Source organism: Sphingobacterium corticis, assembly GCF_042684745.1.
Taxonomy (GTDB): domain Bacteria; phylum Bacteroidota; class Bacteroidia; order Sphingobacteriales; family Sphingobacteriaceae; genus Sphingobacterium; species Sphingobacterium corticis.
The window spans coordinates 151963-177040 of sequence record NZ_JBHUMA010000006.1 but is presented as its reverse complement, the minus strand read 5'-3'; the positions used below and the strand labels follow the sequence as shown (position 1 = coordinate 177040).

The 25078-nt window shown below is 41.5% G+C and carries 22 protein-coding genes and 1 tRNA gene; 14 read left to right on the top strand and 9 right to left on the bottom strand.

The features are described 5' to 3' along the window. Window position 1 precedes the first annotated feature (1 nt). On the top strand, window positions 2-874 hold the full coding sequence (locus ACFSQ3_RS06860; protein ID WP_380868751.1) for a helix-turn-helix domain-containing protein: 873 nt from the start codon (window positions 2-4) through the stop codon (window positions 872-874). Between the two features lie 79 nt (window positions 875-953). Here the strand turns inward: ACFSQ3_RS06860 and ACFSQ3_RS06855 are convergent, their stop codons facing one another. Then, window positions 954-3461 carry an alpha-L-rhamnosidase C-terminal domain-containing protein gene (locus tag ACFSQ3_RS06855; RefSeq protein ID WP_380868749.1) on the bottom strand — a complete coding sequence of 836 codons (2508 nt, stop codon included), beginning with the start codon at window positions 3459-3461 and terminating at the stop codon, window positions 954-956. 96 nt (window positions 3462-3557) lie between these two features. Continuing rightward, window positions 3558-5288, bottom strand: a complete 1731-nt coding sequence (locus tag ACFSQ3_RS06850; RefSeq protein ID WP_380868747.1) for an alpha-L-rhamnosidase-related protein — start codon at window positions 5286-5288, stop codon at window positions 3558-3560. Window positions 5289-5464: 176 nt separating this feature from the next. On the opposite strand from ACFSQ3_RS06850, the gene ACFSQ3_RS06845 reads away from it, so the two are divergent. From ACFSQ3_RS06845 to ACFSQ3_RS06830, 4 genes are all read left to right on the top strand, one after another. After that, window positions 5465-6943, top strand: a complete 1479-nt coding sequence (locus tag ACFSQ3_RS06845) for a sensor histidine kinase (protein WP_380868745.1) — start codon at window positions 5465-5467, stop codon at window positions 6941-6943. Between the two features lie 90 nt (window positions 6944-7033). After that, entirely contained in the window at window positions 7034-8554 is a 1521-nt protein-coding gene (locus tag ACFSQ3_RS06840; RefSeq protein WP_380868743.1) for a DEAD/DEAH box helicase, read from the top strand. A gap of 33 nt (window positions 8555-8587) precedes the next feature. After that, window positions 8588-9064: a DUF2721 domain-containing protein gene (locus ACFSQ3_RS06835; RefSeq protein ID WP_380868741.1), complete on the top strand. Its 477-nt coding sequence runs from the start codon at window positions 8588-8590 to the stop codon at window positions 9062-9064. Window positions 9065-9258: 194 nt separating this feature from the next. Next, window positions 9259-10281 carry an LLM class flavin-dependent oxidoreductase gene (locus ACFSQ3_RS06830; protein ID WP_380868739.1) on the top strand — a complete coding sequence of 341 codons (1023 nt, stop codon included), beginning with the start codon at window positions 9259-9261 and terminating at the stop codon, window positions 10279-10281. 112 nt (window positions 10282-10393) lie between these two features. On the opposite strand, the gene ACFSQ3_RS06825 is transcribed toward ACFSQ3_RS06830, so the two are convergent. The 7 genes from ACFSQ3_RS06825 to fabV all read right to left on the bottom strand — a co-directional run bounded on the left by ACFSQ3_RS06825 (window position 10394) and on the right by fabV (window position 18915). Continuing rightward, window positions 10394-11674, bottom strand: coding sequence for a sugar porter family MFS transporter (locus ACFSQ3_RS06825; protein ID WP_380868737.1), 1281 nt, complete (start codon window positions 11672-11674; stop codon window positions 10394-10396). Between the two features lie 175 nt (window positions 11675-11849). Then, window positions 11850-13184: a GH1 family beta-glucosidase gene (locus ACFSQ3_RS06820; protein WP_380868735.1), complete on the bottom strand. Its 1335-nt coding sequence runs from the start codon at window positions 13182-13184 to the stop codon at window positions 11850-11852. After that, window positions 13175-13741 (bottom strand): DUF1543 domain-containing protein, encoded by a 567-nt coding sequence (locus ACFSQ3_RS06815; protein ID WP_380868733.1) that lies wholly within the window; start codon window positions 13739-13741, stop codon window positions 13175-13177. Before ACFSQ3_RS06815 ends, ACFSQ3_RS06820 begins: the two co-directional genes overlap by 10 nt. An 80-nt stretch (window positions 13742-13821) precedes the next feature. Next, window positions 13822-14736, bottom strand: a complete 915-nt coding sequence (locus ACFSQ3_RS06810; RefSeq protein WP_380868731.1) for a helix-turn-helix domain-containing protein — start codon at window positions 14734-14736, stop codon at window positions 13822-13824. A 54-nt stretch (window positions 14737-14790) separates the two neighbouring features. Continuing rightward, entirely contained in the window at window positions 14791-15534 is a 744-nt protein-coding gene (locus ACFSQ3_RS06805; protein WP_380868730.1) for an SDR family oxidoreductase, read from the bottom strand. Between the two features lie 168 nt (window positions 15535-15702). Beyond that, a complete protein-coding gene (locus ACFSQ3_RS06800; protein WP_380870029.1) occupies window positions 15703-16935 on the bottom strand; it encodes an MFS transporter in 1233 nt (410 codons plus the stop codon). 780 nt (window positions 16936-17715) lie between these two features. Then, window positions 17716-18915 (bottom strand): enoyl-ACP reductase FabV, encoded by a 1200-nt coding sequence (fabV, locus tag ACFSQ3_RS06795; RefSeq protein ID WP_380868728.1) that lies wholly within the window; start codon window positions 18913-18915, stop codon window positions 17716-17718. Between the two features lie 133 nt (window positions 18916-19048). Here fabV and xerD point away from each other — a divergent pair, with 133 nt between their 5' ends. From xerD to ACFSQ3_RS06750, 9 genes are all read left to right on the top strand, one after another. Beyond that, window positions 19049-19966 carry a site-specific tyrosine recombinase XerD gene (gene xerD / locus ACFSQ3_RS06790; protein WP_380868726.1) on the top strand — a complete coding sequence of 306 codons (918 nt, stop codon included), beginning with the start codon at window positions 19049-19051 and terminating at the stop codon, window positions 19964-19966. Between the two features lie 41 nt (window positions 19967-20007). After that, window positions 20008-20376, top strand: a complete 369-nt coding sequence (locus tag ACFSQ3_RS06785; protein ID WP_380868724.1) for a hypothetical protein — start codon at window positions 20008-20010, stop codon at window positions 20374-20376. Between the two features lie 53 nt (window positions 20377-20429). Further along, on the top strand, window positions 20430-22745 hold the full coding sequence (locus tag ACFSQ3_RS06780) for a TonB-dependent receptor (RefSeq protein ID WP_380868723.1): 2316 nt from the start codon (window positions 20430-20432) through the stop codon (window positions 22743-22745). Window positions 22746-22753: 8 nt separating this feature from the next. Then, on the top strand, window positions 22754-23398 hold the full coding sequence (locus ACFSQ3_RS06775; protein WP_380868721.1) for a hypothetical protein: 645 nt from the start codon (window positions 22754-22756) through the stop codon (window positions 23396-23398). A gap of 138 nt (window positions 23399-23536) precedes the next feature. Continuing rightward, the gene (locus ACFSQ3_RS06770) at window positions 23537-23896 is read left to right on the top strand and encodes a VOC family protein (RefSeq protein ID WP_380868719.1); all 360 of its coding nucleotides are present in this window, start codon (window positions 23537-23539) and stop codon (window positions 23894-23896) included. Further along, window positions 23886-24074 carry an EVE domain-containing protein gene (locus ACFSQ3_RS06765; protein ID WP_380868717.1) on the top strand — a complete coding sequence of 63 codons (189 nt, stop codon included), beginning with the start codon at window positions 23886-23888 and terminating at the stop codon, window positions 24072-24074. Before ACFSQ3_RS06770 ends, ACFSQ3_RS06765 begins: the two co-directional genes overlap by 11 nt. A 9-nt stretch (window positions 24075-24083) precedes the next feature. Continuing rightward, on the top strand, window positions 24084-24317 hold the full coding sequence (locus ACFSQ3_RS06760; protein ID WP_380868715.1) for a hypothetical protein: 234 nt from the start codon (window positions 24084-24086) through the stop codon (window positions 24315-24317). Between the two features lies 1 nt (window position 24318). Then, on the top strand, window positions 24319-24777 hold the full coding sequence (locus ACFSQ3_RS06755) for a MarR family winged helix-turn-helix transcriptional regulator (RefSeq protein ID WP_380868713.1): 459 nt from the start codon (window positions 24319-24321) through the stop codon (window positions 24775-24777). A 192-nt stretch (window positions 24778-24969) separates the two neighbouring features. After that, window positions 24970-25041 (top strand) — tRNA-Arg (locus ACFSQ3_RS06750). Window positions 25042-25078: the final 37 nt, after the last annotated feature.

Genomic DNA, 25078 nt, shown 5'->3' with positions numbered 1-25078 from the left:
AATGGAAAATTTTCACAAATACCTTAACATAAGCGAACTAGAAAGAGAATGGGGATTTTACGTCACGACGGTCGGATACAGTAAAACTAGTAAAAATTTTCAGTATCCCGCCTCCGAACAGCATCCTGTTGATCATGGATTTTCATGGAATAAAGGCCGTGTGTTACATGACTATTATATTGTATTTATCACACAAGGAGCGGGAGTTTTTGAGTCTGCCGATTTACCAGAAACCACTGTCGAATCAGGCACCTGCTTTATACTTTTCCCAGAAACATGGCATCGGTATAAGCCTAATTCTGAAATTGGCTGGGAAGAATATTGGGTGGGATTTAATGGATCTTACCCAAAAGAGTTGATGAAGAAGTTTTTCGATCCAAAAGTGCCATTGATAAAAACGGGATTGAATAAAGATTTATTAAATGCATTTACAAACTTACTTGGAACCGTAGTGAATGGACAAATCGCTTACCCACAACTTATTGCAGGAACCACGATGCAAATTGTCGCACTTCTGAACCGCGTAAAACTGTTAAAAACTATAGAAAATGATTCCGAAGCGCTATGGGTATCTCAGGTCATCTTCTTGTTACAGCATCAGCTGGACGATAAGGTCAACATGGAAACGTTAGCAGATAATTTCCCGATAAGCTATTCGAAGTTTAGAAAGGCGTTCAAAAAACAGACTGGAAAATCACCGAATCAATATCACATCGACTTAAGATTAAATAAAGCCAAGGAATTGCTCGAAGAAAGCAATATGAGTATCAAGGAAGTGGGTTACAATACCGGGTTTGATTCCCCTTACTATTTCTCCCGTTTGTTTAAACAAAAATTTGGACGAACACCAAAGTCTATGCGCGTTACAACTTAGGAAGCTATAAATATAAACTCCGTCGAGTATTTTGATTTATCCATTCGAGCTATTTTTCGATGTTTATGACCATTTTAAGCTAATTATTTACCTTCCTAAAATACAACCCACTTATACCTACGTCACCTCCACGTACATGACTAATTCTTACACGAATAGACCCTTGTGTACGAAAAGTATAATATCGCAACTTACCACTTGGCGCAACAGCAATCGTCGGATAGATCATCTTTTTGCTATCCTGATCAAACAGATCAATTACCATTTCTCCGATTTCCGTATTTTCTGCGGTGCGAATCGTAAATTCATACCTATCATCGTTCGTTGTTAGAATATCTACTGCATAGGTTTGTTGACAGGTTTGTGGGTTACGCGTAGCTAAAACAGGTATCTCCGAACTCTGCTTATCACGCCAAACATCTAAACGAGGTGTTCCATTTCCCTTCATTTTCCATGTGACATCTTTTATATAATCTGGTAAGGTAGTTTTATCAACAGAGCCGTCTTCACTGGTAAAATGTAAGTAACCATCTGCTAGAAATGAATGGTCATTTTTATTACTGACGCTGTCTATACCGACTAAGCTTATCTTATTATTTGTTATAGATGTGCCGTCCTGGTCTTCGGAGTCGATAAGCATCTTGCTTCTGGATTGCGCATATTCTACTTGGATATCGTAAACACCACCTTTCAATGCTTGGAGAGACAGATACTCTTGATTTTTCGATAATTCGCTATCGCGAACCACGTCTCCGTTTAAACGCACGCGAGAAATCTTTTTACCCATTGTCGGAATCATCAATTCAGCAACCGTATTTTCAGGCACCGTCAACTTGCCGGTGCCACTTTTACTGTCTAATGCAAAATGAATTATTCCTTGCGGAGTGGGAACACCACCACGGACTTCGGATATCTCCTCATTTAGGAATGGCTTCACAATAAACCGTTTGAACCCTGCTTCTATCGGTTGTATGCCTAAAACTTCTTCGCTTAGCCACTTTGTAACCCCGCTGCTCCATGGGTGGCAAAGACTCGTGTATCCGTGCTGACCGTTGGGAACTGCACTATGTGGTTTTAAAAAGGCTTCCCATTCCGGACGGTAACATTCCCAAAATGTGGTTGCACCAAGACGCAACTGACCGCCCCAACATAAATCGATCGCGTGGAGTGCTTGTTCATGCCAACCCTCTTTTGCCATTGCTCGGATTATGAAATATTGATTAAATGGCGAAAAGGAAACAATTTGACTATCGTCCACAAAGTGCCTTTCAAGCATCGCTTTGGTTTCCACATCGGAAAGATATCCTCCGTTAATGGCTTCTGTAGCCGCGTGAATCCCTATTTTGGACCAACGATTTACATCGCTCTTCAGTGCGGATAAACTAGCAATCGCCGCGTCCGTATATTTTTCTTCCGCTTCATTTTGCCCCAGCGATTTCAAAATGGGGCTCAGCATGTTACAGGTTTGGATATAAAGAAGTTGGTAAGCGGCTCGGCTTTCTGGATTATTTGGATCTTCAAATCCAGCGCCGATTCGTTCGTCCCAACCGTAAAAACCAAGGTGGGATTGCTTTTCTATCACCTCGGCGGCATGAGTTATCTTAAGATCAATGGTGGAAAGGTGTTCACGAAAAAATACTTCGTCGCCGCTGTATTTATAGTAGTCTAACAAACTATGAATCCATAAAAGGGAATAACTTTCTATGGCGTTATCATCTTTGGCGGTACGTTTTAAATTTTCCTTGATAAGATCATAATTTCCAAACGCCAGCATGCTTACCCCTTGGGATACATAAGCATCCCCTGTCCACGAATATCGATCACCGCGGTCAATGAGAATTGCTCCGAGATGATCCTTCAACAAGTTCAATTTTACAGCGTATGCGCCCGTGTACCACATGCGATTAAGTAATACGCTGGAACTCTCGAAATAGCCTTTGTAATTAGCTGGCTTTGTTTGGCAAACCAGACGCACATCTGTAATGTGCCACGGTTTATCGATGGCTTTGACTTGTATCCATCCGAAGCGAACGCCTTCATATAGTGCTTTATTCAACTCCAATCGATAAGTATTTCCGTGTTTTACCGGCTTGGCCGTTTTTGTTGGAGCTTGCGGACCTAAGTTGAAAACCCCAGGTTGATTGTATTCGCTGATGCTCATTTCTACGTCTCCATTAAAATCAGGACTGTCGAATTCTAACCAAGCTGCACTTTCTGTTCCGAAATCAAAACATAACTCCCCAACACCATTTACTGTAATTTCACCGGACGAATGAAGCAGAGATTTCGCATTTTCAAATGCCTCCTCGTTGTTGACAGAAATGCTTGTCGGACGCAAATGATAAACCTGCAAATCTGCATCTTCATTTTCCCAATAATAATTGACCATAGGATCGGGAGAGGATGAAATTCCATGATTCCCCATCTTTCCGCCAGATACAATCTTGTACGGAGCGAGGACGCTTTTACTTGGAATGGATAATCTTGTCTTTATAGAATCTGAATACAGAAATTCAGCGGATGCCTGCAAAATGAAACAGAAAAAGTACATAAAGAAAATAGAAAGTGGTAAATATGTTCGCATCATAAATAGGTTAGATTGACTGTAAACATATCCCAAAGGCACAAAAAAAAGATGCACATTAGGCATCTTTTTTTATACTTTTTGGCAAGCTACACATTGCTAACGTATAATCTTCACACCTTTAGGCGCTTTTATCTTCGATTTTATTTTACCATTTTCTAACTTGGTATGCTTTACCCATATATTGCCGAACGGCGTTGGGTAGGTACCTTCTACAAAAGTAAGATGACCCAAGTTCGGACGCACTTTAAATTTTCTACTACCTGGCTCAATCACTTGAATACCTAAAACATGTTCGGACAGCCAAGCTGTAGGGCCGGATGCCCAACCGTGACAAAAACTATGTCGATAACCCAAGTAGCAGTATGCTCCGTAATCACCGTGAATATCCTTTTTGCCTTCCGGCACCAACTCATCAATTCGGGCGGCGTTGGGAAGCCATTCCATATTAAAGTCTTCCCAAAATGTGGTCGCCCCCAGATCCAACATTGCCCCCCAAAATTCATTAATGATCGCCATCGCTTCCTCGTATTTTCCAGCCTTAGCCATCGCCTCTAACATATAATAACCATAGAAAGTCGAAAAATTCTGTGATCCGCCTCTCGACAACACCTGATCATAAGCTTTCCCTGCATCCAACAAATCAACATTCGCTAACAACGCTGCTGCCTGCTTAGAATTATTGTGTTCCGGCACATATTTACGCATTGCTGCTACCGTTTCTTCACATAACTTTTTCGTATCAACATCGTGCAACGCTTCGCTAATTTCCGCGGCGCGCTCCAACGACAAAATCGCCAAGGCTTGCAAACCTGCGTGAATTGCCTTCGGGTCTTCACTCGATGGCCAATCTAAAAAGCGATTACCATTCATATCTTCTTTGCCATCCTTTACCTTTTCGACGATTTGCTTTACCAATCCTTGCAAATAAGGCTTTTGCTCGGCCAAGTATTTTAAATTACCATGATGCATATACCAATCATGATGCAGAATAATCCACCACATAGAATAGGTACTAATCCCACACATCCAACCCGGAAGCGGCGTAGCATCCCGCGCTAAATCTAAACTTTTGGGCACAACATCGTTGTAACCGAAAACTGCATTTACAGTAGCGACTTCCGGATGCAAATCGCCTACCCAAACTAATCGATCGCGTTTAATTCCATCCCAAAGATAATCTTGCATATTCAGGTGCACAGTGTATGCACCAACCTCCCAAATTTTATTTAACCGCTCGTCGCTACTATGAAAGCTTCCTTCGTAAGGAATGTCCCGAATGGTAGAAATTACCCTAACTTCCCGCAGATGTAATTCGGCATCCTTGTCTAAAAAATCTATGCGTGCAAACCGAAAACCCGATTCTCCAGTTTGATTTTTCCCCAACCACGGTAGAGCCAGTTCAATGTCACGCAGTGCATGATCATTCGTAGCACCTTTCTCACCCAGTTCGGCCATCGCTTCATTAGCAGATTCACCGAAACGTACGCGTATATTTCGGGCACCGCCTCCCGGCCACATTCCGGTAACTATTTCTAGGGCGCCATTCATCTCCTTGCCAAAATCTAACAAAACACTACTTCTACTCACTGAAGTATTTTTGAACTTAGCCACGTTCGTATTGGTCAAATTTGCTTGTCCGTTTCCTTTTTCCAGCAAATGCGGGACGTTTTCCAAATTACCTTCCGACCAAAGTACTCGAGTTGGATAAACGTAAGTTCTGGTTAGTGGACTTACCAATTCGATTTCGTTGCTCCGCTTTTGGGCGTAAGTATCCCCTACCTGCAACAGTAACAACAAAAGAAAAATTCCGTAAATTCTTAACAACATCGTTTCGGTTAATTGCTTTAAAGTAATTCGTAAATATACAGTTCATCCGGAAAAAGTAGTTGTATAAAGTGTTTCATATAATTCACTATTTGACAGAACTAATACGCATATTTCACTTTTGTAAAAACATTTTAAAAAAAAGTAAGTTTCTCCTATTGATGAAGCGCTAAAATCGGATGGAAAAGGTTAAGAAAATGATTGCGGAGAATTCCGAACTTTTAGAACATGATGGATTTTGTTTAATTGATCTGCGAAGTAGACAAATCAATTATGCTAACGAAAGTTTCCTTCAGCTAATTGGTCGCACGTTCGAAGACACTTTTAAGTATCCATTTCATCAAATTTTAGACCCTATTTGGCTTCCAGAACCGTTTAGCTCCGCAAAGCTAACTACCGAAGCCCTTCCTAACTCTCCGAAAACGTTCGAATTTGATTACCTAAATAGACGTGTGTTGGTTAATACATCATATGTACTCCGGTTTTCTTCGGATGAAGAACCTACATTTTTGGAAATTTGGACCAAGTTGCAAGCAACCGACACCGACAATAATATAACAATAACGCGTTTAGATAATCTTTTGCGCGAACGTGAGGAAAATTTACAGGCAGCTTTTGATGCAGGTAATTTTGGCAGTTGCGGCATTGATTTCATCACGGGCGAAGTGACCCTATCAGAACGAAGTAGAGACTTATTTGGATTGCCCCTAACAGGTGACGTAACTTGGGAAGCAATCTTAGTAGCTGTTGATGAAGCCTTTCATGAGGAAGTTAACCAAGCATTTACAGATTGTTTAGAAAAAGGTAAATCCGTAAATTGTACTTACTCCATACAACACTTGATCACTGGAGAAAAGCGATGGATAAAGGTAGTAGCTAAAGTGCACCACGATGCTAAAGGAAATCCGTTAAAGGTTTTAGGAATTGTTTTAGATGTGACCAATGAAATCAAAGAAGACGAGCGCAAAAATGATTTTATTGCCATGGTTAGCCACGAGCTGAAGACACCATTGACCGCAGTAAATGCGTACACACAGATGATTACTAAACAATTGATGTCGTACGGCGATTCGAAACTGTTGGGAATGGCGCAACGCGCGATGGGACAAATTGGTCGCATGTCGGATTTAATCAATGGCTTCCTTCACATATCTCGTTTGGAAGCAGGAAAAATGGATTTGCGTAAAGAACCTTTTGCATTGATGGATCTTTTGAAAAACGTGGAGAAAAGTTGCCGTGATTTCTACCCAGCCTATTCGTTTACATTTTCCATCAAGGCACACATGGAAATTCATGCCGATCAAGGCATGCTAGAACAGGTTTTGAACAACCTAATATCTAACGCAACGAAATATTCATCCGCGGGAAGCACTATTCAAATCGAAGTGGACATGGGTTCCCGCAACAATCTAGAACTTAGCGTTACCGACAAAGGAGTGGGAATTGCCGAGGCAGATTTACCACAAGTTTTTGATCGATTCTATCGCTCAAGAGCGGAAGCAAAAAGGCACGTTTCCGGTTTCGGAATTGGCTTGTATCTTTGCCGCCAGATTATCGACCTACATGGCGGAAATATATGGGTGGATAGCAAGTTGGGCGTTGGTACAACGGTGTCATTTACAATACCTCTCAAAGCCGAGATGATCTTAAGCGCTTAGTCAGCGCTGCCTACATTTTTGCATATCAAATTGTGAGTAAATAACAGCTTCATTTACAAACATTCCAATACCGTGGAAGGTTATTCTATTATGACTCGGAACGCTACATTAATCGATAAAGAAAATAGTCCTAAGACGCCCTATTACTATCAACAAAAAGATATTGATTTGCTATTTGATCACTTAGAAGATCAGGAATTATCGAAAAGTAATTTGCTTTATCAGCTTCCTACTGGAGGTGGCAAGACATTGATCTTTTCCGAAATTGCAAAACGCTTCATCGAAAAATATCAGCAAAAAGTTGTTGTCCTAACCCATCGTTCAGAATTGTGCGCACAAACCAATCGCGCGTTGCAGGAAAGTGGTATTATCAACAAGGTTATCAACAGCGCTGTAAAGCGAGTTCAAAAGAAAAACTTATTCCATTGCTATGTCGCTATGGTCGAAACGCTCAAAAATAGAATAGATGAGGGTATGATTGACACGAGCGATATTGGATTGGTTATTGTTGATGAAGCACACCACAATTCGTTTAGGAAACTTTTGAATCGATTTGACAACGCCAAGGTAATCGGCGTTACGGCCACGCCGTTCTCAGCGGATGTAAATTTGCCAATGAATAAATTTTACGACAAGCTTATTGTCGGCGCTCCAATCGGTCAATTGATCGATGAAGGTTTTTTGGCGAAGCCTAAATATCAAAGTTACGATGTAGAATTAAACACGTTGACTACCGGAATAAATGGAGATTTTACGATCAATTCTTCCGATCAGCTTTTTAGTTCAGATGTCATGCTCGACCTATTGTTACAAACTTACCTGAAGCACGCGAAAGGCAAAAAAACGCTAATCTTCAATAATGGTATATTGACTTCACGAAAAGTACAACAACTATTTAACTCACAAGGTTATCCCGTACGACATTTAGACAATAAAACCTCGGCGGCCGAACGTAGAGAAATACTTTCGTGGTATAGGAAAACCAAAGGAGCGATTTTGACTTCCGTATCTATTTTGACGACAGGTTTCGATGAGCCGAAAACACAAGCCGTAATACTCTATCGAGCTACGACCTCGATAACATTGTACCATCAAATGGTTGGCAGAGGTGCGAGGCGTTTACCAAATAAGAAAACGTTTCAGATCATCGATTTGGGCAACAATGCAGATCGATTTGGCGATTGGGATGCAGAAATCGACTGGCAGGACGTATTTCAAAATCCAGAAATCTATCACGAAAATTTGAAACAGCGTACCGACAACATTCGATACATTGATCCGGAGATGCGAAGCAAGTTTCCGAATAGCTTAGAAACATCTTTCGATATGTTTGCCACTTATGAGAAGCTTTCGCAAGATGGTCAGAAAACAAAAAATGCTATACGAGATTCCATTCGGCAACATGCTACCATGTGTCTTGAAAATAGCGAAACAGTAAGCGAAGCTATGGCACTTTCTGAATATCTTCACAAAGAAATTGAAATTAGGGTTCGTGAATATGCAAAATGCATTGGAAATGGAACAAAAAATTACCGAGAATGGTTATTTGAAGATTACAAAAATCGGCTTACACACATGATTCGGCGCTTAAAAAGCAAATTAGCTGGCTAATTTTGAGTATTACTTGTTATTTTTGCTGCTAATATGATCACTTACAGCACCGCGGCACTACTTTTTCCGGCAATAAGTCTAATTATGCTCGCCTATACCAATCGATTTTTAGCGTTGGCAGCTTTAGTAAGAAGCCTGCATGCGAAATACTTAGAACATAGGGAGGGCGGTGTTTTGAAAGGACAAATCGGAAACTTAAGATTCCGACTAAAATTATTGCGACATATGCAGGGAATGGGCGTCTTAAGTTTCATCGCTTGTATCATCTGCATGTACGGTATTTATTTAGAAATAGCCTTGTTTGCCGAAATTATGTTTGCGCTCAGTTTGCTATTTTTTACCATCTCTTTACTGCTATCTTTTGTAGAAATCCAATTCAGCAACAAAGCTTTGGAGCTGGAATTGAGCGATATGGAAGAACATGACAATCGTTCGTTGGTAAGGTACTTAAAAAAGAAGTTTGACCCGAAAAAGAAAGGGCAAAACGAAGATCCAAATACGATAGATTAGCAGTAGCTTTTAGTCAATTTTCCCGTCGAACGATATTAAATCCGCCCTGAACCTGTTATTGAACTAAATAGTTGTTATAACATCTTTTTTCGTATCTTTGTGCATGATTTTACCGAACGAGAATTTCTGTTAGCGATTGGTTTTATCATGTTAGTAATAAAAGTTTTACAACCCCAAACAAGGAGGATTCGCTTATGAAGAAGTTAGGTTTTCTATCATTTGGACACTGGTCTAATCACCCAGCCTATCAAGCAAGAACGGCTAGCGATACGCTGTTGCAGTCTATTGATTTGGCAGTAGCAGCGGAAGAATTAGGCTTAGATGGCGCTTATTTTCGCGTGCACCATTTTGCTCGTCAATTAGCATCGCCGTTTCCCTTATTGTCGGCCATTGGTGCGCGAACCAAAAGCATTGAAATAGGGACTGGTGTAATCGATATGCGTTATGAAAATCCACTTTACATGGTGGAAGATGCTGGCGCTGCAGATTTAATTTCTGGCGGCCGCCTGCAATTAGGAATCAGTAGAGGATCGCCCGAGCAAGTAATCGATGGATGGCGTTATTTCGGCGAGTCGTTACGCGATGGCGAAACGGATGCCGATATGGGGCGCCGAAAAGCACTGGAGTTTTTAGAAAAGCTGAAAGGCGAAGGATTTGCTGAACCAAATCCGTATCCGATGTTTCCTAATCCTCCGGGCTTACTTCGCTTAGAACCGCACGCTCCAGGGTTGCGAAACCGCATTTGGTGGGGTGCAGCATCGAATGCGACAGCAATTTGGGCTGCAGAAAAGGGGATGCATCTACAAAGCTCGACATTGAAGTACGATGAAAACGGAAAGCCATTTCATATTCAACAAGCGGAACAAATCCGTGCATATCGAGAAGCGTGGAAGAAAGCAGGGCATGCCGGCGAACCCCGCGTATCTGTCAGCCGTTCCATATTTGCGATTACGAACGATCAAGATCGTATGTACTTCGGTCATGAATCCGATCGCAATGACAAAATTGGGATGATCGAAGCAGACAAACGCGCTATCTTCGGACGAAGTTATTCTGCGGAACCTGATCAGCTCGTTAAAGAACTAGCTAATGACGAAGCTATTCAAGAAGCAGATACATTATTGTTAACGATTCCGAATACTTTAGGAGTTGATTATAATGTACATGTTCTTTCCAGCATCCTGCAATATGTTGCTCCAGATTTAGGGTGGAGATAGGCGTATCGTTCCTTTTTTATCTGTAAAAATCAAGAAGCCTGACGAAGTAATAATTTGTCAGGCTTTTTTTTAATAAGTGATTTCGCTCCCAATCTATAAGTAGCTTTACATGCTATATCGTATCGCCAATTTCTTCAAGTGATTTGCCTTTCGTTTCGGGTATAAACAAAATAAACACGAACGAAACGACCACCATAATTGCGTAAAACAGGAAAATATAAAACGCCCCATCCTTTATTTGCTCTACTATTACCGGAAACAGTCCAGAAACGATTGCCGCGAATAACCAATGCGTGGTACTGCCAATAGAAGTACCTTGGGATCGTACTTCGTTGGGAAATATTTCGGAGATAAACACCCAAATAACGGCACCTTGCGACAATGCAAAGGCAGCGATAAACCCAACGATATACCATAATAAATATGGTGTCGCACCGTCACGCAACCCAAAAGCCGCACACAATAGAAAGACAAACATACCGACCGCACCCGTCAGAAGTAATTTCTTACGACCAAATCGATCGATGATACTCATACCAAACAACGTGAAAATGAGATTGGTTCCACCAATGAATATGGGTTGTAAATACGATTTATCGCCGTCGAATCCTGCCATTTCGAAAATACGCGGCGCGTAATACAATATCGCATTTATACCAACCATCTGATTGAAAAAGGCCAATAACACAGCCATAACAATTGGTTTGATGTATTTCTTTTGAAATACACTCACTTTACTAATTTGGTTATCCGAAGTAGCAACTGCTGCTGGTTGCCCGATTTTTTGAAATAACGGAGTCGCTTTCTCCAAACCCTGATGCATCATTACCCAACGTGGACTTTCGGCCACGTAAAACATCAATATCAAGAACAACAGCGACGGAATAGCCATAATCCCTAACATATAACGCCAAGCATCATCGCCCATTCCAGAGAACAAATAATTCGTTAAATAAGCGACGAAAATTCCGGACACAACCATAATTTGAAATAATCCAGTTAATTTCCCACGGTCTTTTGCTGGAGAAATTTCGGATATGTAAACTGGTCCAGCGACCGAACTTATACCTACTGCCAGCCCTCCTAAAAGTCGAAAAAATAAGAACACCGACCATATTGGAGCGATAGCACATCCTAGTGCAGATAGCAAATATAAAGCCGCAACAAAGGTTAAAACGGACTTTCGCCCGTATTTCTCGGCCAAATTTCCGGCCACGATAGCTCCTATAATTGTCCCTATTAGCGACATTGCGACCGTTAGTCCATGCCAAAAGGAATCTAATTCCCACAGTTTTTGAATAATCCGCTCCGCTCCCGAAATCACGGCCGTTTCAAAACCAAAAAGAAAGCCGCCTAGCGAGGCTATGAGCGAAAATTTCCAAACATTATTCATAAGGTTTATAATTTTTAGCAGTCACATTCATCGATAAAAATGGGATAGCCCCAATTCATCGTATGAACACATCTTTTAATTGATCTTCTAAAATAGGTTTATTAATCGTTAATAAACAAACGATCTGTATCAAAATAATGCATAAATTAATCGAAAGTAAATGTATTCGCCTTTCCTAGCCTAAAAAATCAGCGTACCATTTCCCCGAATCCTTGATAATGCGTTGCTGCGTTTCGAAATCCACATGTACCAAACCAAAGCGAGGATGATAACCTTCCGCCCATTCGAAATTATCGAGGAAAGTCCAGATGAAATAACCGCGTAAATCCACACCTTCGCTTTTTGCTCTATGCATTTGAACGATAACTTCTTGCAAATACGATGTTCTTTTCGCATCCGAAACCTCTCCATTGACCACTTCATCGGCAAACGAAGCACCGCTTTCTGTGATCATAATTGGTGGCATATTCGGATATGCTGCAAACTTTTTGAGAATATGATAAATCGATTCGGGATACACTTCCCAATTCATGGTGGTTACCGGAACTTTGCGTTGCGTGGCGGTTACTAATTTGGTGCGCAGATAAGGGATAAAATAAGAATGCTCGACAATTTCGCGTGTATAATTTTGTACACCAATAAAATCCATATCGAACTTTAATTTCTGCTCATCCCCTGCCTTCATAAACTTTTCAACCTTACGTAAGGTTTTAATCTCATCCGTTGGATATCCCATTCCCAAAAGCGGTTCCAAAAACAGGCGATTAAGCAAAGCATCTGCCCTTTTCGCGGCAAGCACGTTCCGCTCAGATGTATTCAATGGTTCGACATGCGAACTGGAAAATGTAGTTCCGACCGTACTTTCGGGCAGAAGCGATTTAATTGTTCGCGCACCTTCTGCTTGCGCGAGTGCGGCGTGATGCGTAGCCGCCAAAAACGAGTTTAATCCGCGGCGACCCGGCGCATGAATTCCAAGAAAATGTCCTGCTCCCGTAAAAACCATCGGCTCGTTAAGAACCATCCAATGTTTTACGCGATCGCCAAAATACTTAATACAACAAGCCACGTAATCCGTAAACCAGCCAACCACGTCACGATTCGTCCATCCGCCGTGAATTTCCAAAGTCGAAGGTAAATCCCAATGATACAAAGTAATCCAAGGTGTAATTCCCAGCGCTAACGAATGGTCGATGAGTTTGTTATAGTAATCGATTCCTGCTTGATTAACTTCACCTTTCCCGAAAGGAAAAATTCGGCTCCAGGAAATAGAAAAACGATGATGGCGAATGTTCATATTTCGCATCATTTCTAAATCCTGTGGATAGCGATGATAGAAATCACAAGCTACGTCCGCGTGTTCATTATTAGATATTTTACCGCGTTTACGTACAAAATCATCCCAAATCGAAAATCCTTTACCATCTTGCAGATATCCGCCTTCAATCTGATAAGCGGCTGTGGATACGCCCCAAACAAAATCGTCGCCGAAAGCGTCTTTGGTTAATCCCATGAAAGTAACTTACTGATTTTAAGGTAGCCGATTTCTAATTTATCGTCGGCAACGTCGTCTTCTGAACGCACAATCGCTAAGTGGTAATTCGATTTAAAATGAGCGTCGAGCAAATCTTGTATTTCATAAATATCATCCACATCGATGCCGTACTTATCATCGATATGAGAAGAATTATGGTGTTTCCAAAAAGTTGATGCTTTAGCTATTTTGGTAGCTTCCGCTAAACTATTCGCAACGACCAATTGCTTATAATGATATTCCTCCATATCCTCCGGTTTGTAGCCACCCAAATTAACGAAGAATAATTTGTTGCTGGACGATTCTTCCGTTTCTGGTTTTAGTTTTGATTTTGGGACAACAGCAATATGGTAGTTTTGAACTTGGGATACTTTCCGCCACGAATCAATATGCATACGATCTGCCAATTCTGGCCAAAAACGATTCATTTCCGGCACCAAATCTTTCAAGGTTTCGGCAATACCGAAAAACACATCGTGCTGTTCCGTATGCCGACCTTCCGGCTTTCCGCCCAACACCACCATAAATAATTCCATTTGCTGTAATTTAGTCTCAAACAGATCAATAGTTGTGCCTAGCTTGACCGAATTAGAAATATTTTCGCCCGTCGGATAGACTACTGAAACGCTGTTCTAAAATCGGACGGAGATTGGTTTGTTTTGGTTTTGAAAAATTTACTGAATGATTGCGCGTGTTCGAAACCCAACTCATAAGCGATCTCACCAATTGTCAATGCGGATGTGCTTAAGCGTTCTTTCGCTAAGGAAATGAGTTTGTTTTGAATATGCTGTTGCGTATTTTGCTCCGTGTGCAAGCGCAATAACGTACCCAAATAATTTGCAGAAATATGCATCTGTTCCGCAATCCTTTGCACCGAAGGAATCCCATGCTTCAGCGCTTCGCCGTTTTTGAAATAATCAGTCAAGATTCCATCAAACCGCGTCAACAATTCGGCGCTCGTTTTAGTTCGTGTCAAAAATTGACGCTCATAAAACCTTTCCGCGTAAATCAATAAGGTTTCTAACTGTGCTACAATAAGTTGTTGACTAAACTTATCAATCTTCGATTGGTATTCATTTTCAATCGCGACCAGCAAATCGACAATCGTCGCTTCTTCCTTGTCCGACATAAATAAGGCTTCATTAGCTGCATATTGAAAAAAATCATAGGTATTCATTTTCTTAGCCAAAGATGTGTTCCACAGGAAATCCGGATGAATAAGTAATAACCATCCCGTCGGTTCAATCTTGGCTTCGGGATTCATTTCAATGCGCAAGAATTGTTGTGGCGAAACAAAAGATAACACGCCGGCATCGAAATCGTATTCCTGCTGACCGTAATTAAATTTAGCATTCACATTTCGCTTCAATCCGACCGAATAAAAGTGTTGAATCCACTTCATCTTATTATCGTTTACCGGATAATAAACCTGACTATAATCAATCAAACTGATTAAGGGATGTTCGGGATTGGGCAAACCGCAGAATTTATGAAATTCAGCAATCGAATGGAAGCGAAATGTGTGATCCATCTTTTCGTTGTAAGGTGCTATAAATTTAATGCAAATTCATGGAATGGATAAAGCTTAAAAAGCTTTTTGCGCTGTCGGACGTACGACCAACTCATTCACATCAACATCCGCAGGCTGAGCAATAGCAAAAGCCACCGCCCTAGCGATTGCGTCTGCCGGAATCGTTTCTTTTCTAAACATTTCGATCGCCATTTTCTTTAACTCCGGATCGGAGATGGTGTTTGCCAATTCCGATTCCGTCGCTCCGGGCGCAACCAATGCAACACGAATATTGCGACTGACCTCTTGTCGCAAACCGTCGGAAATAGCACGAACAGCAAATTTAGTCGCACTGTAAACCGTTGATGTTGGTCCTACCCACCGATCTCCAACCGACGTAATATTAACAAACTGTCCGTTGTCCTTTTCTTCAAAAACCGGAAGCGCTGCCGCGATACCATGTAACACGCCCTTGATATTTACGTCAACCATGCGATGCCATTCTTCTAATTTATATTGGTTCATCATGGACAGCGGCATAACACCTGCATTGTTAACAAACACGTCCAATTGTCCAAACTGTTCGAGGGCAAATGCTACAAAAGATTTTACGCTTGATGAATCGGTAACGTCCAATTCCTGATAAACGGCGGTTCCACCATGGGCATGAATAGATTCAGAAATCTCTTTTAAGTGATCCATTCTCCGTGCACCCAAAACGACTTTAGCACCTTGCGCAGCTAAATGTTTGGCGATCGCTTCTCCTATTCCGCTACTTGCGCCCGTGATAGCGACTACTTTTCCTTTTACGTTTTCCATTGTTTTAAAATTTTCTAAGTAAAAAATGATAAAACAAAGTTGATAAATAGCCTTAGCGAGGATGTAGCTGGATCGTGGAGATTCGTAGCTGGATCGTGAAAAATTAATTTTAATTAAAAAAATGAGGTGGACTGTTACTAATTAAAATTAATCAACTGGAATCGACACTTAGGATATGGATTGATTGGCTTTCTTACCGAGTTGCATCAGCGTTGGCGTAAAAAAGGAAATAACTCCAACAAAAGTGACTAAAGAACCTGCAATAATAAAAGCTTTTGCGACGCCGACCTGCTCCGCAATAGTCCCCGTAAAAAGCAGTCCGACTACGCTCGGCAAAATAGCCATACTGAAATAGAGCGAAAATACGCGACCGAGCATTTTAGGATCCACTTCTTCTTGAATCGTCGTCATAAACGTAGCCGAAAAGATGGAACATGCCATACCAGAAAGTGCAGTAATAATCACAAAGGCCATGAACCAGCTCGGCGGAAAAGCACCGCAACAGACAAATGCGATACCCAACGCAATATGCATTGCATTCGCTAAAATGACCTTTCTCGTTTTAATTCCGAGAAATCCAATTGCCGAACCACCGATCAGCATTCCCACTCCCCATACAATTTCTACGATACTCATTTCCAATTTTCCGCCACCGTAATGTCCGGTAGTTAGTAAAGGAAACATGATGGCCGCAGGCATAACAAATAAGGTTGCCAACATCGCGTACACAAATAAGAAACCCAACCCACGATTATTATGAATGGCTCCAAATCCTTCCTTCAACTCTACGAGCACATTTCTAATGGATGAATTTGTTTCGATTTTTAAATGTGGAATACGAATAAACAACAAGGATGTAATCGCTGCAATCGCGCCTACAATATCCAAATAAAGTACATCAGCGATGGCAAAATACGTAATCGCCAAAGTTCCCAGCGCGGGACCAGCAATTGTACTTACGGATTGCAACATTTGATTAATTCCGGAAACGCGCAGCAAATCCTTTTCGGGAACGATGAGCGGAGCGATTGCTTGCATCGCCGGCGATTGAAAAGCGTTGCCAACAGATCGGCAAGCTAACAGCGCGTACACCCAATGCAAATCAGGTTGTTCCTCGCGGAGCAGAAAAGTCATAGCAAATGCGCAGATAGCGATAAATCCGTCGGAAAACATCATCACTTTCTTACGATCCCAACGATCGATAAACACGCCCGCAAAAGGGCCGATAATAGCTTGTGGCAACATACCTGCTATTCCAGCCAAAGCCAAAACTTCTGCAGATTGTTGTTCCAAACTCAACCAGATAATTACCGCGAAATGCACGGCGTAACTGGTGACCATCGAAAAAAACTGACCCACCCAAATGAATAAATAGGTTTTCAACCACGGTTGATTTTTCATCATGAACGTATTATCGAGCTTGCAAAAGTAGCTATTTATCAGCGCAAAAAGGCACTCCGTTGAAAGAGTGCCTTTTCTTATAATCAGAAGATGCTAATCGTCCATCATCAATCATTTTCTTCTTATCATAATAAAGCGGATCAAAGTATATAATGTAACATCCATACACAGACTTTAGCGAAGCGTTATACTAAAACCTTCTCCTAGAAAGATTATTTCTTCGAAAAAGCCATTTGCTATTTTCGTATATTGATAAAAACTTAGTGGAATTTTCAATTGAAACAATTTTTTGGCTTGGTGTCACGACGTAGTACAGCCTATTCTATCAAGACCTAATTATAATTTGCCTTTTAGTAAGTATTGACTAACACAAAATCGACATAACCATGCAGATCAAAAGAAAATATCAAATCTTCTTGATAGATGTCCTGTGCATTATTTTTTTCGCTGTTTTCGCAGCAACTATTAAAAAGGGATTAGAGATCCCCAACACCAATCTGAGCCGGATCGTATTCTTTGCGTTATTATTCATTTATTGTAGATACGCAATGCCTGCAATATCTAATTGGGTTACAAAAAATACTAATCAAATCTAGTCGACGATCGCATAACTTTTCATCACATTCACATATTTTGTGCGAAATATTGGAGTATTGAATTGAAATTCGGCAGTCTTGATGTTAATAATTACTTATATGATACGAAAAACGAGACTAACCGTTTGGATAGTCTCGCTTTTTTATAAAATTAGTGAAATCTGCTTATCAGCAGTACTAAAACTTAACCTTGAATAGAAGGAACGTTAACCAATTCATTCGTATCTGCTTCGTAATCGATTCCATCTACATGGAAACCAAACAAACGGAAGAATTCATCGCGGTATCCGCTGATGTCAGAGATTTCTTCTAAGTTCTCCGTAGATGTCTGCTTCCACAACGCATCCACTTCTTCCTGAACATCAGCACGCATTTCCCAATCGTCAACACGAATACGTCCTTTTTCGTCCAATGCTGGCGCTTGTCCGCTGTACAATTGTGTAGCAAATAAACGTTGCATTTGCTCGATTGTACCTTCGTGAATACCTTTTTCTTTCATCACTTTGTACAACAAAGAAATGTATAATGGCACCACCGGAATAGCGGAGCTAGACTGCGTTACCAACGCCTTATTTACGGATACGTAGGAAACACCGTTTAGATCTGCCAACAATTCGTTCAACGCAGGTACCGTTGCTTCCAAATCATCTTTCGCACGGCCGATTGTTCCGTTGCGATAGATTGGATAGGTTAATTCAGGGCCGATGTATGAATAAGCAACTGTTTTCACGCCTTCTGCCAAAACGCCTGCAGCTTTTAATTCTTCCATCCAAAAACGCCAGTCTTCGCCGCCCATAACCGCAACAGTATTGTCGATATCTTCGTCGTTCTCGATTGGATTAATCGTGATATCAGAAACCACACCGCTGTGAAAATCTACCGTTTTATCGGTAAAAGGCTGACCAATTGGTTTCAATACCGATGAATGTGCAACACCCGTTTTAGGATGCGTCCGACGAGGGGATGCCAAGGAATAAACCACTAAATCCACCTGACCTAAATCTTCTTTGATCAACTGAATCGCTTGTTTTTTTACTTCATCGGAAAATGCGTCGCCATTAATGCTTTTTGCATACAATCCGGCAGCTTGCGCTTCTTTTTCGAAGGCAGCTGAATTGTACCAACCTGCGGTACCTGGTTTTCCTGCAGCAGCAGGTTTTTCAAAGAAAACACCCAAAGTTGCCGCATCCGAACCGAAAGCTGCCGTGATTCGTGAGGATAACCCGAAACCTGTAGATGCACCAATTACCAATACTTTTTTGGGTCCATTGCTGATTGCACCTTTGCTTTTAACGTAGTCGATTTGGTTCTTTACGTTTTTAGCTGTACCATCCGGATGTGTTGTCAAACAGATGAAACCTCTTACGCGTGGTTGAATGATCATATGCTATACTTAAATGTGTTTAATTGCTAATTTGAAAATCAGGTTGCAAAATAAGCAAATATTCCACGTAATCCCATCGTTATGCCCGTTCTTTTACCAACATTCGCGGAATTTAATTTTCTATCTTTACCAAATGAACTGGTCGACCTGGAAAAAAGACTTCAAAAGATACTTGCTTTTAGAACGTGGATTATCGACCAATTCAATCGATGCGTACTTGCTTGACATTGCGAAATTAGAAGGTTATGCAGAAAGTCAGAAGTTGACTTTGCCTCAATTTGGCAGCTCGGATATACAGCATTTCCTGTCGCACATGAACCAGCAACACATCGCTCCTACTTCACAAGCACGATTGCTTTCCGCGCTAAAATCCTTTTTTACTTTTCTACAAATTGAGCACGATTGGCCTACTAATCCAGCCATACTTATCGAAGCGCCTCGCCTGATGCGTGCACTACCCGATGTTTTGCACATCCATGAAATCGACCAATTAATTGCTGCAATTGATCTGTCTTCGGCGGAAGGTCCTCGAAATCGTGCTATTTTGGAATTACTTTACGGATGCGGATTACGCGTTTCCGAATTGGTAAACCTTAAGCTATCCAATCTTTTTTTAGATATAGAGTTTATTAAAGTCGAAGGAAAAGGAAATAAAGAACGATTAATTCCGATTGGCGAACAAGCCATCAAACATTTGAAAATCTATTTGGAGCATAGCCGATCAATGCAAACAATAAAATCCGGACAAGAAGATTTCGTATTCCTGAATCGGCGCGGTGCAGGAATGTCGCGTGTAATGGTTTTTCTCATCATAAAAAAACTAGCCGCCGAAATTCAGCTTGCTAAAAAAATCAGTCCGCATACCTTCCGACATAGCTTTGCTACTCACTTGGTCGAAGGCGGCGCCGATTTACGCGCTGTGCAAGATATGTTGGGGCACGAAAGCATCAGTACCACCGAAATTTACACTCATTTAGACAGCGCTTATCTGCATACAGTAATTACAGATTTTCATCCGCGTTCGCAAAAAAGAATGAACAGCGAAAAATAAACCTTGCAACATTATTGCATTTGATCTACCTTTGCACTATCGTGAGAAGGAAGAGACAGTTTCGGTTTTTCGGGATGCTACTAAGTTTGTTGCTATGGACATTATCTGTGGCAGTCACCACTGTGCATCATCACGATCCGATCGAAAATCAACAAACGCACGATAATATCGCGAACCACGATTGCGATCACCATCACGACAACTCAAACCCATCTCATCAGGATTGCGGGTTGTGTTTCGTCATCCACAATCAATCTTCGATCCATCTCGATTATTGGATAACATATGCTGTTGCATTGTATCCGACAACGATGGCCGATGTTAACCCGTCCTTTGCGATCGTTTCGCTGCCTGAACTAAATCACACGGCACATCAACTGCGCGGACCTCCCCTTTTTTCGCGCTCGTAGTTAATGCAAATCCCCTATTATTTCATTTTTCATTTAATAAATAGATCGAACATATGCTTCGAAATCTATGCATGTTGCTCCTGCTGAGCATATTTATTCAGCAAGCAAATGCACAACAACGCTCATGCGATTTAATTCTTCAAGGCATTATTGTCGACGGTTCAAACAAACCGTTGGCTGGCGCAGCTATTCGTTTATCTACCGATAAATCAATTTATCACACGGACAGAAATGGTCGATTCAATATCAATCGCCTTTGTCCGGGCGAAGTGGAAATGCAAATCAACTCTTTGGGTTACGAGGAAGTGAAGCGGAAAGTGATGTTGCCAGCGAATGAGGAAATCCGTGTTCAACTGCAGATTTCTGAAATGCATGTGCAAGATGTACAAGTTACAGGCATTCAAACCGAGCATATTACGAGCAGCAGGCATTTAATAAAGGGCGAAACGAAACAGGAATTTCGTGCGAAGCCATTAGCGGAAATGCTTAGTCAAATTGCTGGCGTCAATCAATTAAACACCGGATCCAGCATTTCAAAACCCGTGATTAATGGGTTGCATAGCAATCGTGTTTTGATTTTAAATCACGGCGTGCGCCAGGAAGGACAGCAATGGGGCGCGGAACATGCACCCGAAATTGATCCTTTTACTGCTGATCAACTGGAAGTGATTAAAGGTGCAGAAGGCGTTCGTTATGGCGCTGATGCGTTGGGCGGCGTTATCATAAGCACGGCAAATCCAATCCATCGAGATAAAATAGCTGGACGCGTGGATTTATTGGGGCAATCTAACGGGCGCGGCGGTGTCGCCAACTTGCGCTTGGAAGGTGGTGTTTCTTCCATAGCCAATCTCGGTTGGCGCATACAGGCTTCCGGAAAAAAAATGGGAAACCTGCGTACAGCGGATTATTATATGGGAAATACGGGTGTGGAAGAATTGAACGTTTCCGGCATGTTGCAATACGATTTTGGCAAGCACGATGTCGAATTGTATTACAGTCACTTCGGAACGGATTTAGGTATCTTTTATGGCGCACACGTGAGTACGGTGGAAGATATCCGCACGAATATTGAGCGTGGCCGACCATCTACCGACTACGATTTTAGTTATGCTATCGGATCGCCAAGACAGCGCGTGGATCACGATCTCGCTAAAATAAAATGGAACTACGCGATTAGCGGTGAAACCAGTTTGGAAACGCAGTTTGCTTCCCAAAGCAATCGCCGTAAAGAGTTTGATTTACGTCGCGTTCTCGCCGATGACGTGCCAATGGCGGACATGAATTTGAGCACGCAAACGCTGAATGTAACGCTGAAGCACGGACATCATCGCATCGGCGTGGACGGCATGTTACAGATTAACAACAATGTTCCGGGAACCGGAACGACCCCGATTATCCCCAATTTTGATAATCATAATTTGGGCATATTTGCTATTACGCAACATCATTGGGGCAAATTTCACGGGGAATTGGGCGCGCGCTACGATTACCACTATTTCGACGTTGCCGGATACCGCTATGATTACAGCAACATCGATGAAAATGGCGTAGTTCGCCAATATCTACTTACCGATCGCCGCGATTTTCACAATTGGAGCGGATCGGCAGGATTGGCGTACCACGCATCTTCCAACTGGACTATAAAAAGCAATATCGGCTTAGCCTGGCGTGCACCATCTGCCAACGAATTGTATAGCGACGGACTGCATCACGGAAGTGGAACGTACGAAGTTGGAGATCCGAATTTGAAGTCGGAACGCGGATTGAAATGGGTGAATTCTATGCTGTTTAAAAATGAGCGTATCGCGCTAACAACCGATTTATATGCGCAATACATTCAAAACTATATTTACGCAACGCCAAATCCGGATTCCGTTCGACAAACGATCCGCGGTACATTTCCCGTTTTTAACTACCGTCAACACGATGCCTTTTTCTATGGCGTAGATGTGCAATTGGATTGGAATATCGCTCCAAGATTTACTTACGCATTGAAAGGATCATTGGTTCGTGCGCGCGATTTGGACAACAACAGCTATTTCCCATTTATCCCGGCGGATCGCTTGCAACATAGCATTAAATGGCAATACGGCGAACCAACCGAAAACTACATTCGTTTAGCGCAAACCTTTGTCGATCGACAAAGAAGATTTGATCCAGCGACCGACTACACAAATCCGCCGCCATCCTATCAACTTTTTCATCTTTATGGTAGCGCACAACTACCTATAAAGAATAACCGTATTCAATGTAATCTAGGCGTAGAAAACATCTTTAATGTGCTCTACAAAGATTATATGGACAGAATGCGGTATTTCACCCATCAAATGGGAAGAAACATAACATTAGGTTTTACTTATCAATTTTAAAAAACATCATGAAAAAAAATTTAATTTTCTTATTCGCAGCAGTTGCTGGATTATCCATTCAATCTTGCCAGAAAGATGATCCCGTTCCGGAAACCGATCAAGAAGAAACAGGCACGGCAACATTAATCTTGACCGAAGTAAATGTGGAACCACACGGTGATCATGTCCACTATGAAGATTTTAGTGGTGCGCATACCGACACGATAAAATTCACGCAAACAGGTGGAAAATTACTGCCACCGGTAGGCGCGCACTACCATTTGGATAAGGGCAAAACCTATCGCTTGGAGTTGCAAAGTACTGATTTCGCCGGACGCCGCTCCGAGCAAACTTTCGTTGCGAGAGATGATATTCATCAAGTTTTCTTTACGGCCAATCCTGCAACAGAAATTAACACATTCGATTATGTGTACGCTGATAAGAAAGAAGATGGAACCGCTGTTAATGTTGGGGTGACCGGATACTTAACCGTATTAGAAGCTTCCCAAACATTTACGTTGCGCTACGTTTTGCGTCACTTGAACCCGGGTGTAAAAGCGAGCATCACCGCTGATGATTGGAATAGAACTGATTTTATGAATTTCGCTGGAGCGACAGATTTAGACTTGAGCGTAGAAATGCATTTCGTAGACGGACATGGCGGTGGTCACTAAAAATAATAAAACACAATAAATTAGAAGGTTGCTCGTGTTAGCAACCTTTTTTTGTTTAAGGGATTTCTAAAATATAAGAAACACATTTCTTTTTTTGTTGTCGAATATACTATATTTGTGACAACAAAAATTTTTAAAATGATTCAATTGACATTTGCTTCACTACAAGTGAAAGATTTAGAAGCTTCAAAGGCTTTCTACACCGAAAAATTAGGTTTCGAAATTGAAAATGCTAATCCACAAGCTTGTGTTTTCAAATACAACAAAGGTCAAGCGAGTTTCGCAATTCGTACGCCATTAGAACCTTTGGAAGATCGCGAATTGGGCGTTGGTGTTGCGTTGTGGTTTGCGGTCGATGAGGAAGTGGACAGGTTACGCGAAAGTTTTATTGCTAATGCGTTGGAAGGCGTCGGTCCTATTATCGTCACACCATTTGGTCGCGCATTTCATGTGAGAGATATCGACGGATACAAGCTTACATTTTTGAATGAAAGATAGAGCCACCCAATTTTGGGTGATTGTTGCATCGAAGGATCATGTAAAATCCGCGGTGGATCAATCCATCGCACAAACTTGTCATGGGAAATCCACTCCGCTAAAGCGGATGCATAAAGGTGATTTTGTCATGTTTTATTCAGGAAAACAAACTTTGGGCAAAACCGAAAAATGTCAGTAATTTACGGCATTGGGAAAGGTATTGGATGATGAAATATACACATTTAACGCTTCTGCCGACTTTTGTCCTTCGCGAAGAGATATCGAATTTCTTAAAACCGAAGATATTTCTATCTTGCCACTGATTGATGATTTGGAGTTTATCCAAAATAAAAGCAGTTGGGGAATACCATTCCGTTTTGGTTTTTTGGAAATAAACGAACATGATTTTAGTTTAATATCCTCGAAGATGCTTAAAAAATAAAATGCAAAAAGATATCGAATTTCAATTCAAAACGCCCAACGACAGTCCGGGATATTTGTTGGGGCAAGTAACGCTACTTTGGCAACGCAAGCTAAAAAAAGAATTAGATCCGCTAAATCTAACGCAAACGCAATTTGTTTTATTGGCGGCGTTAGGCTGGTTGAGCAAAACGAATGATCAGGTTACACAGGTTGACATTGCTAATCAAGGAAACGCGGATCGGATGATGGTTTCCAAAGTACTTCGTACGTTGGAGGAGAAAGCATTTATCAGTCGACATGAACACAGAACGGATACGCGTGCAAAAGTTATTAAGCTGACGGAAGCTGGCGCACTGATTTTGCAGGAAGCATTAACAGCGGTGGAAAATGCAGATAAAACCTTTTTCGCACCATTGAATGAACGCTTATCGAACTTCAACGAGTATATGTTGGATCTTATAGCTGTGCATAAACGATGATTTCTACACCATCACATAGCTTAATTTTCGAGTACAATATAAACGCATTCAAAAATTCAACACCATCGCATAGATCGCCGAGAGTAGTTATCGGCTAATTTCGCTAATTAAGATGACTATTAATCAACAGGTTGCGTATTTGATTTGTTTTTTCGACAAAAGCTTCAAAAAAACACTATTTTTGCAGACACCGCCTGCGTAGTTCAATGGATAGAATATCAGATTCCGGTTCTGACGATGTGGGTTCGAATCTCGCCGCGGGCACAATAAAAAAAGCGTCTAACAATAGTTGAACGCTTTT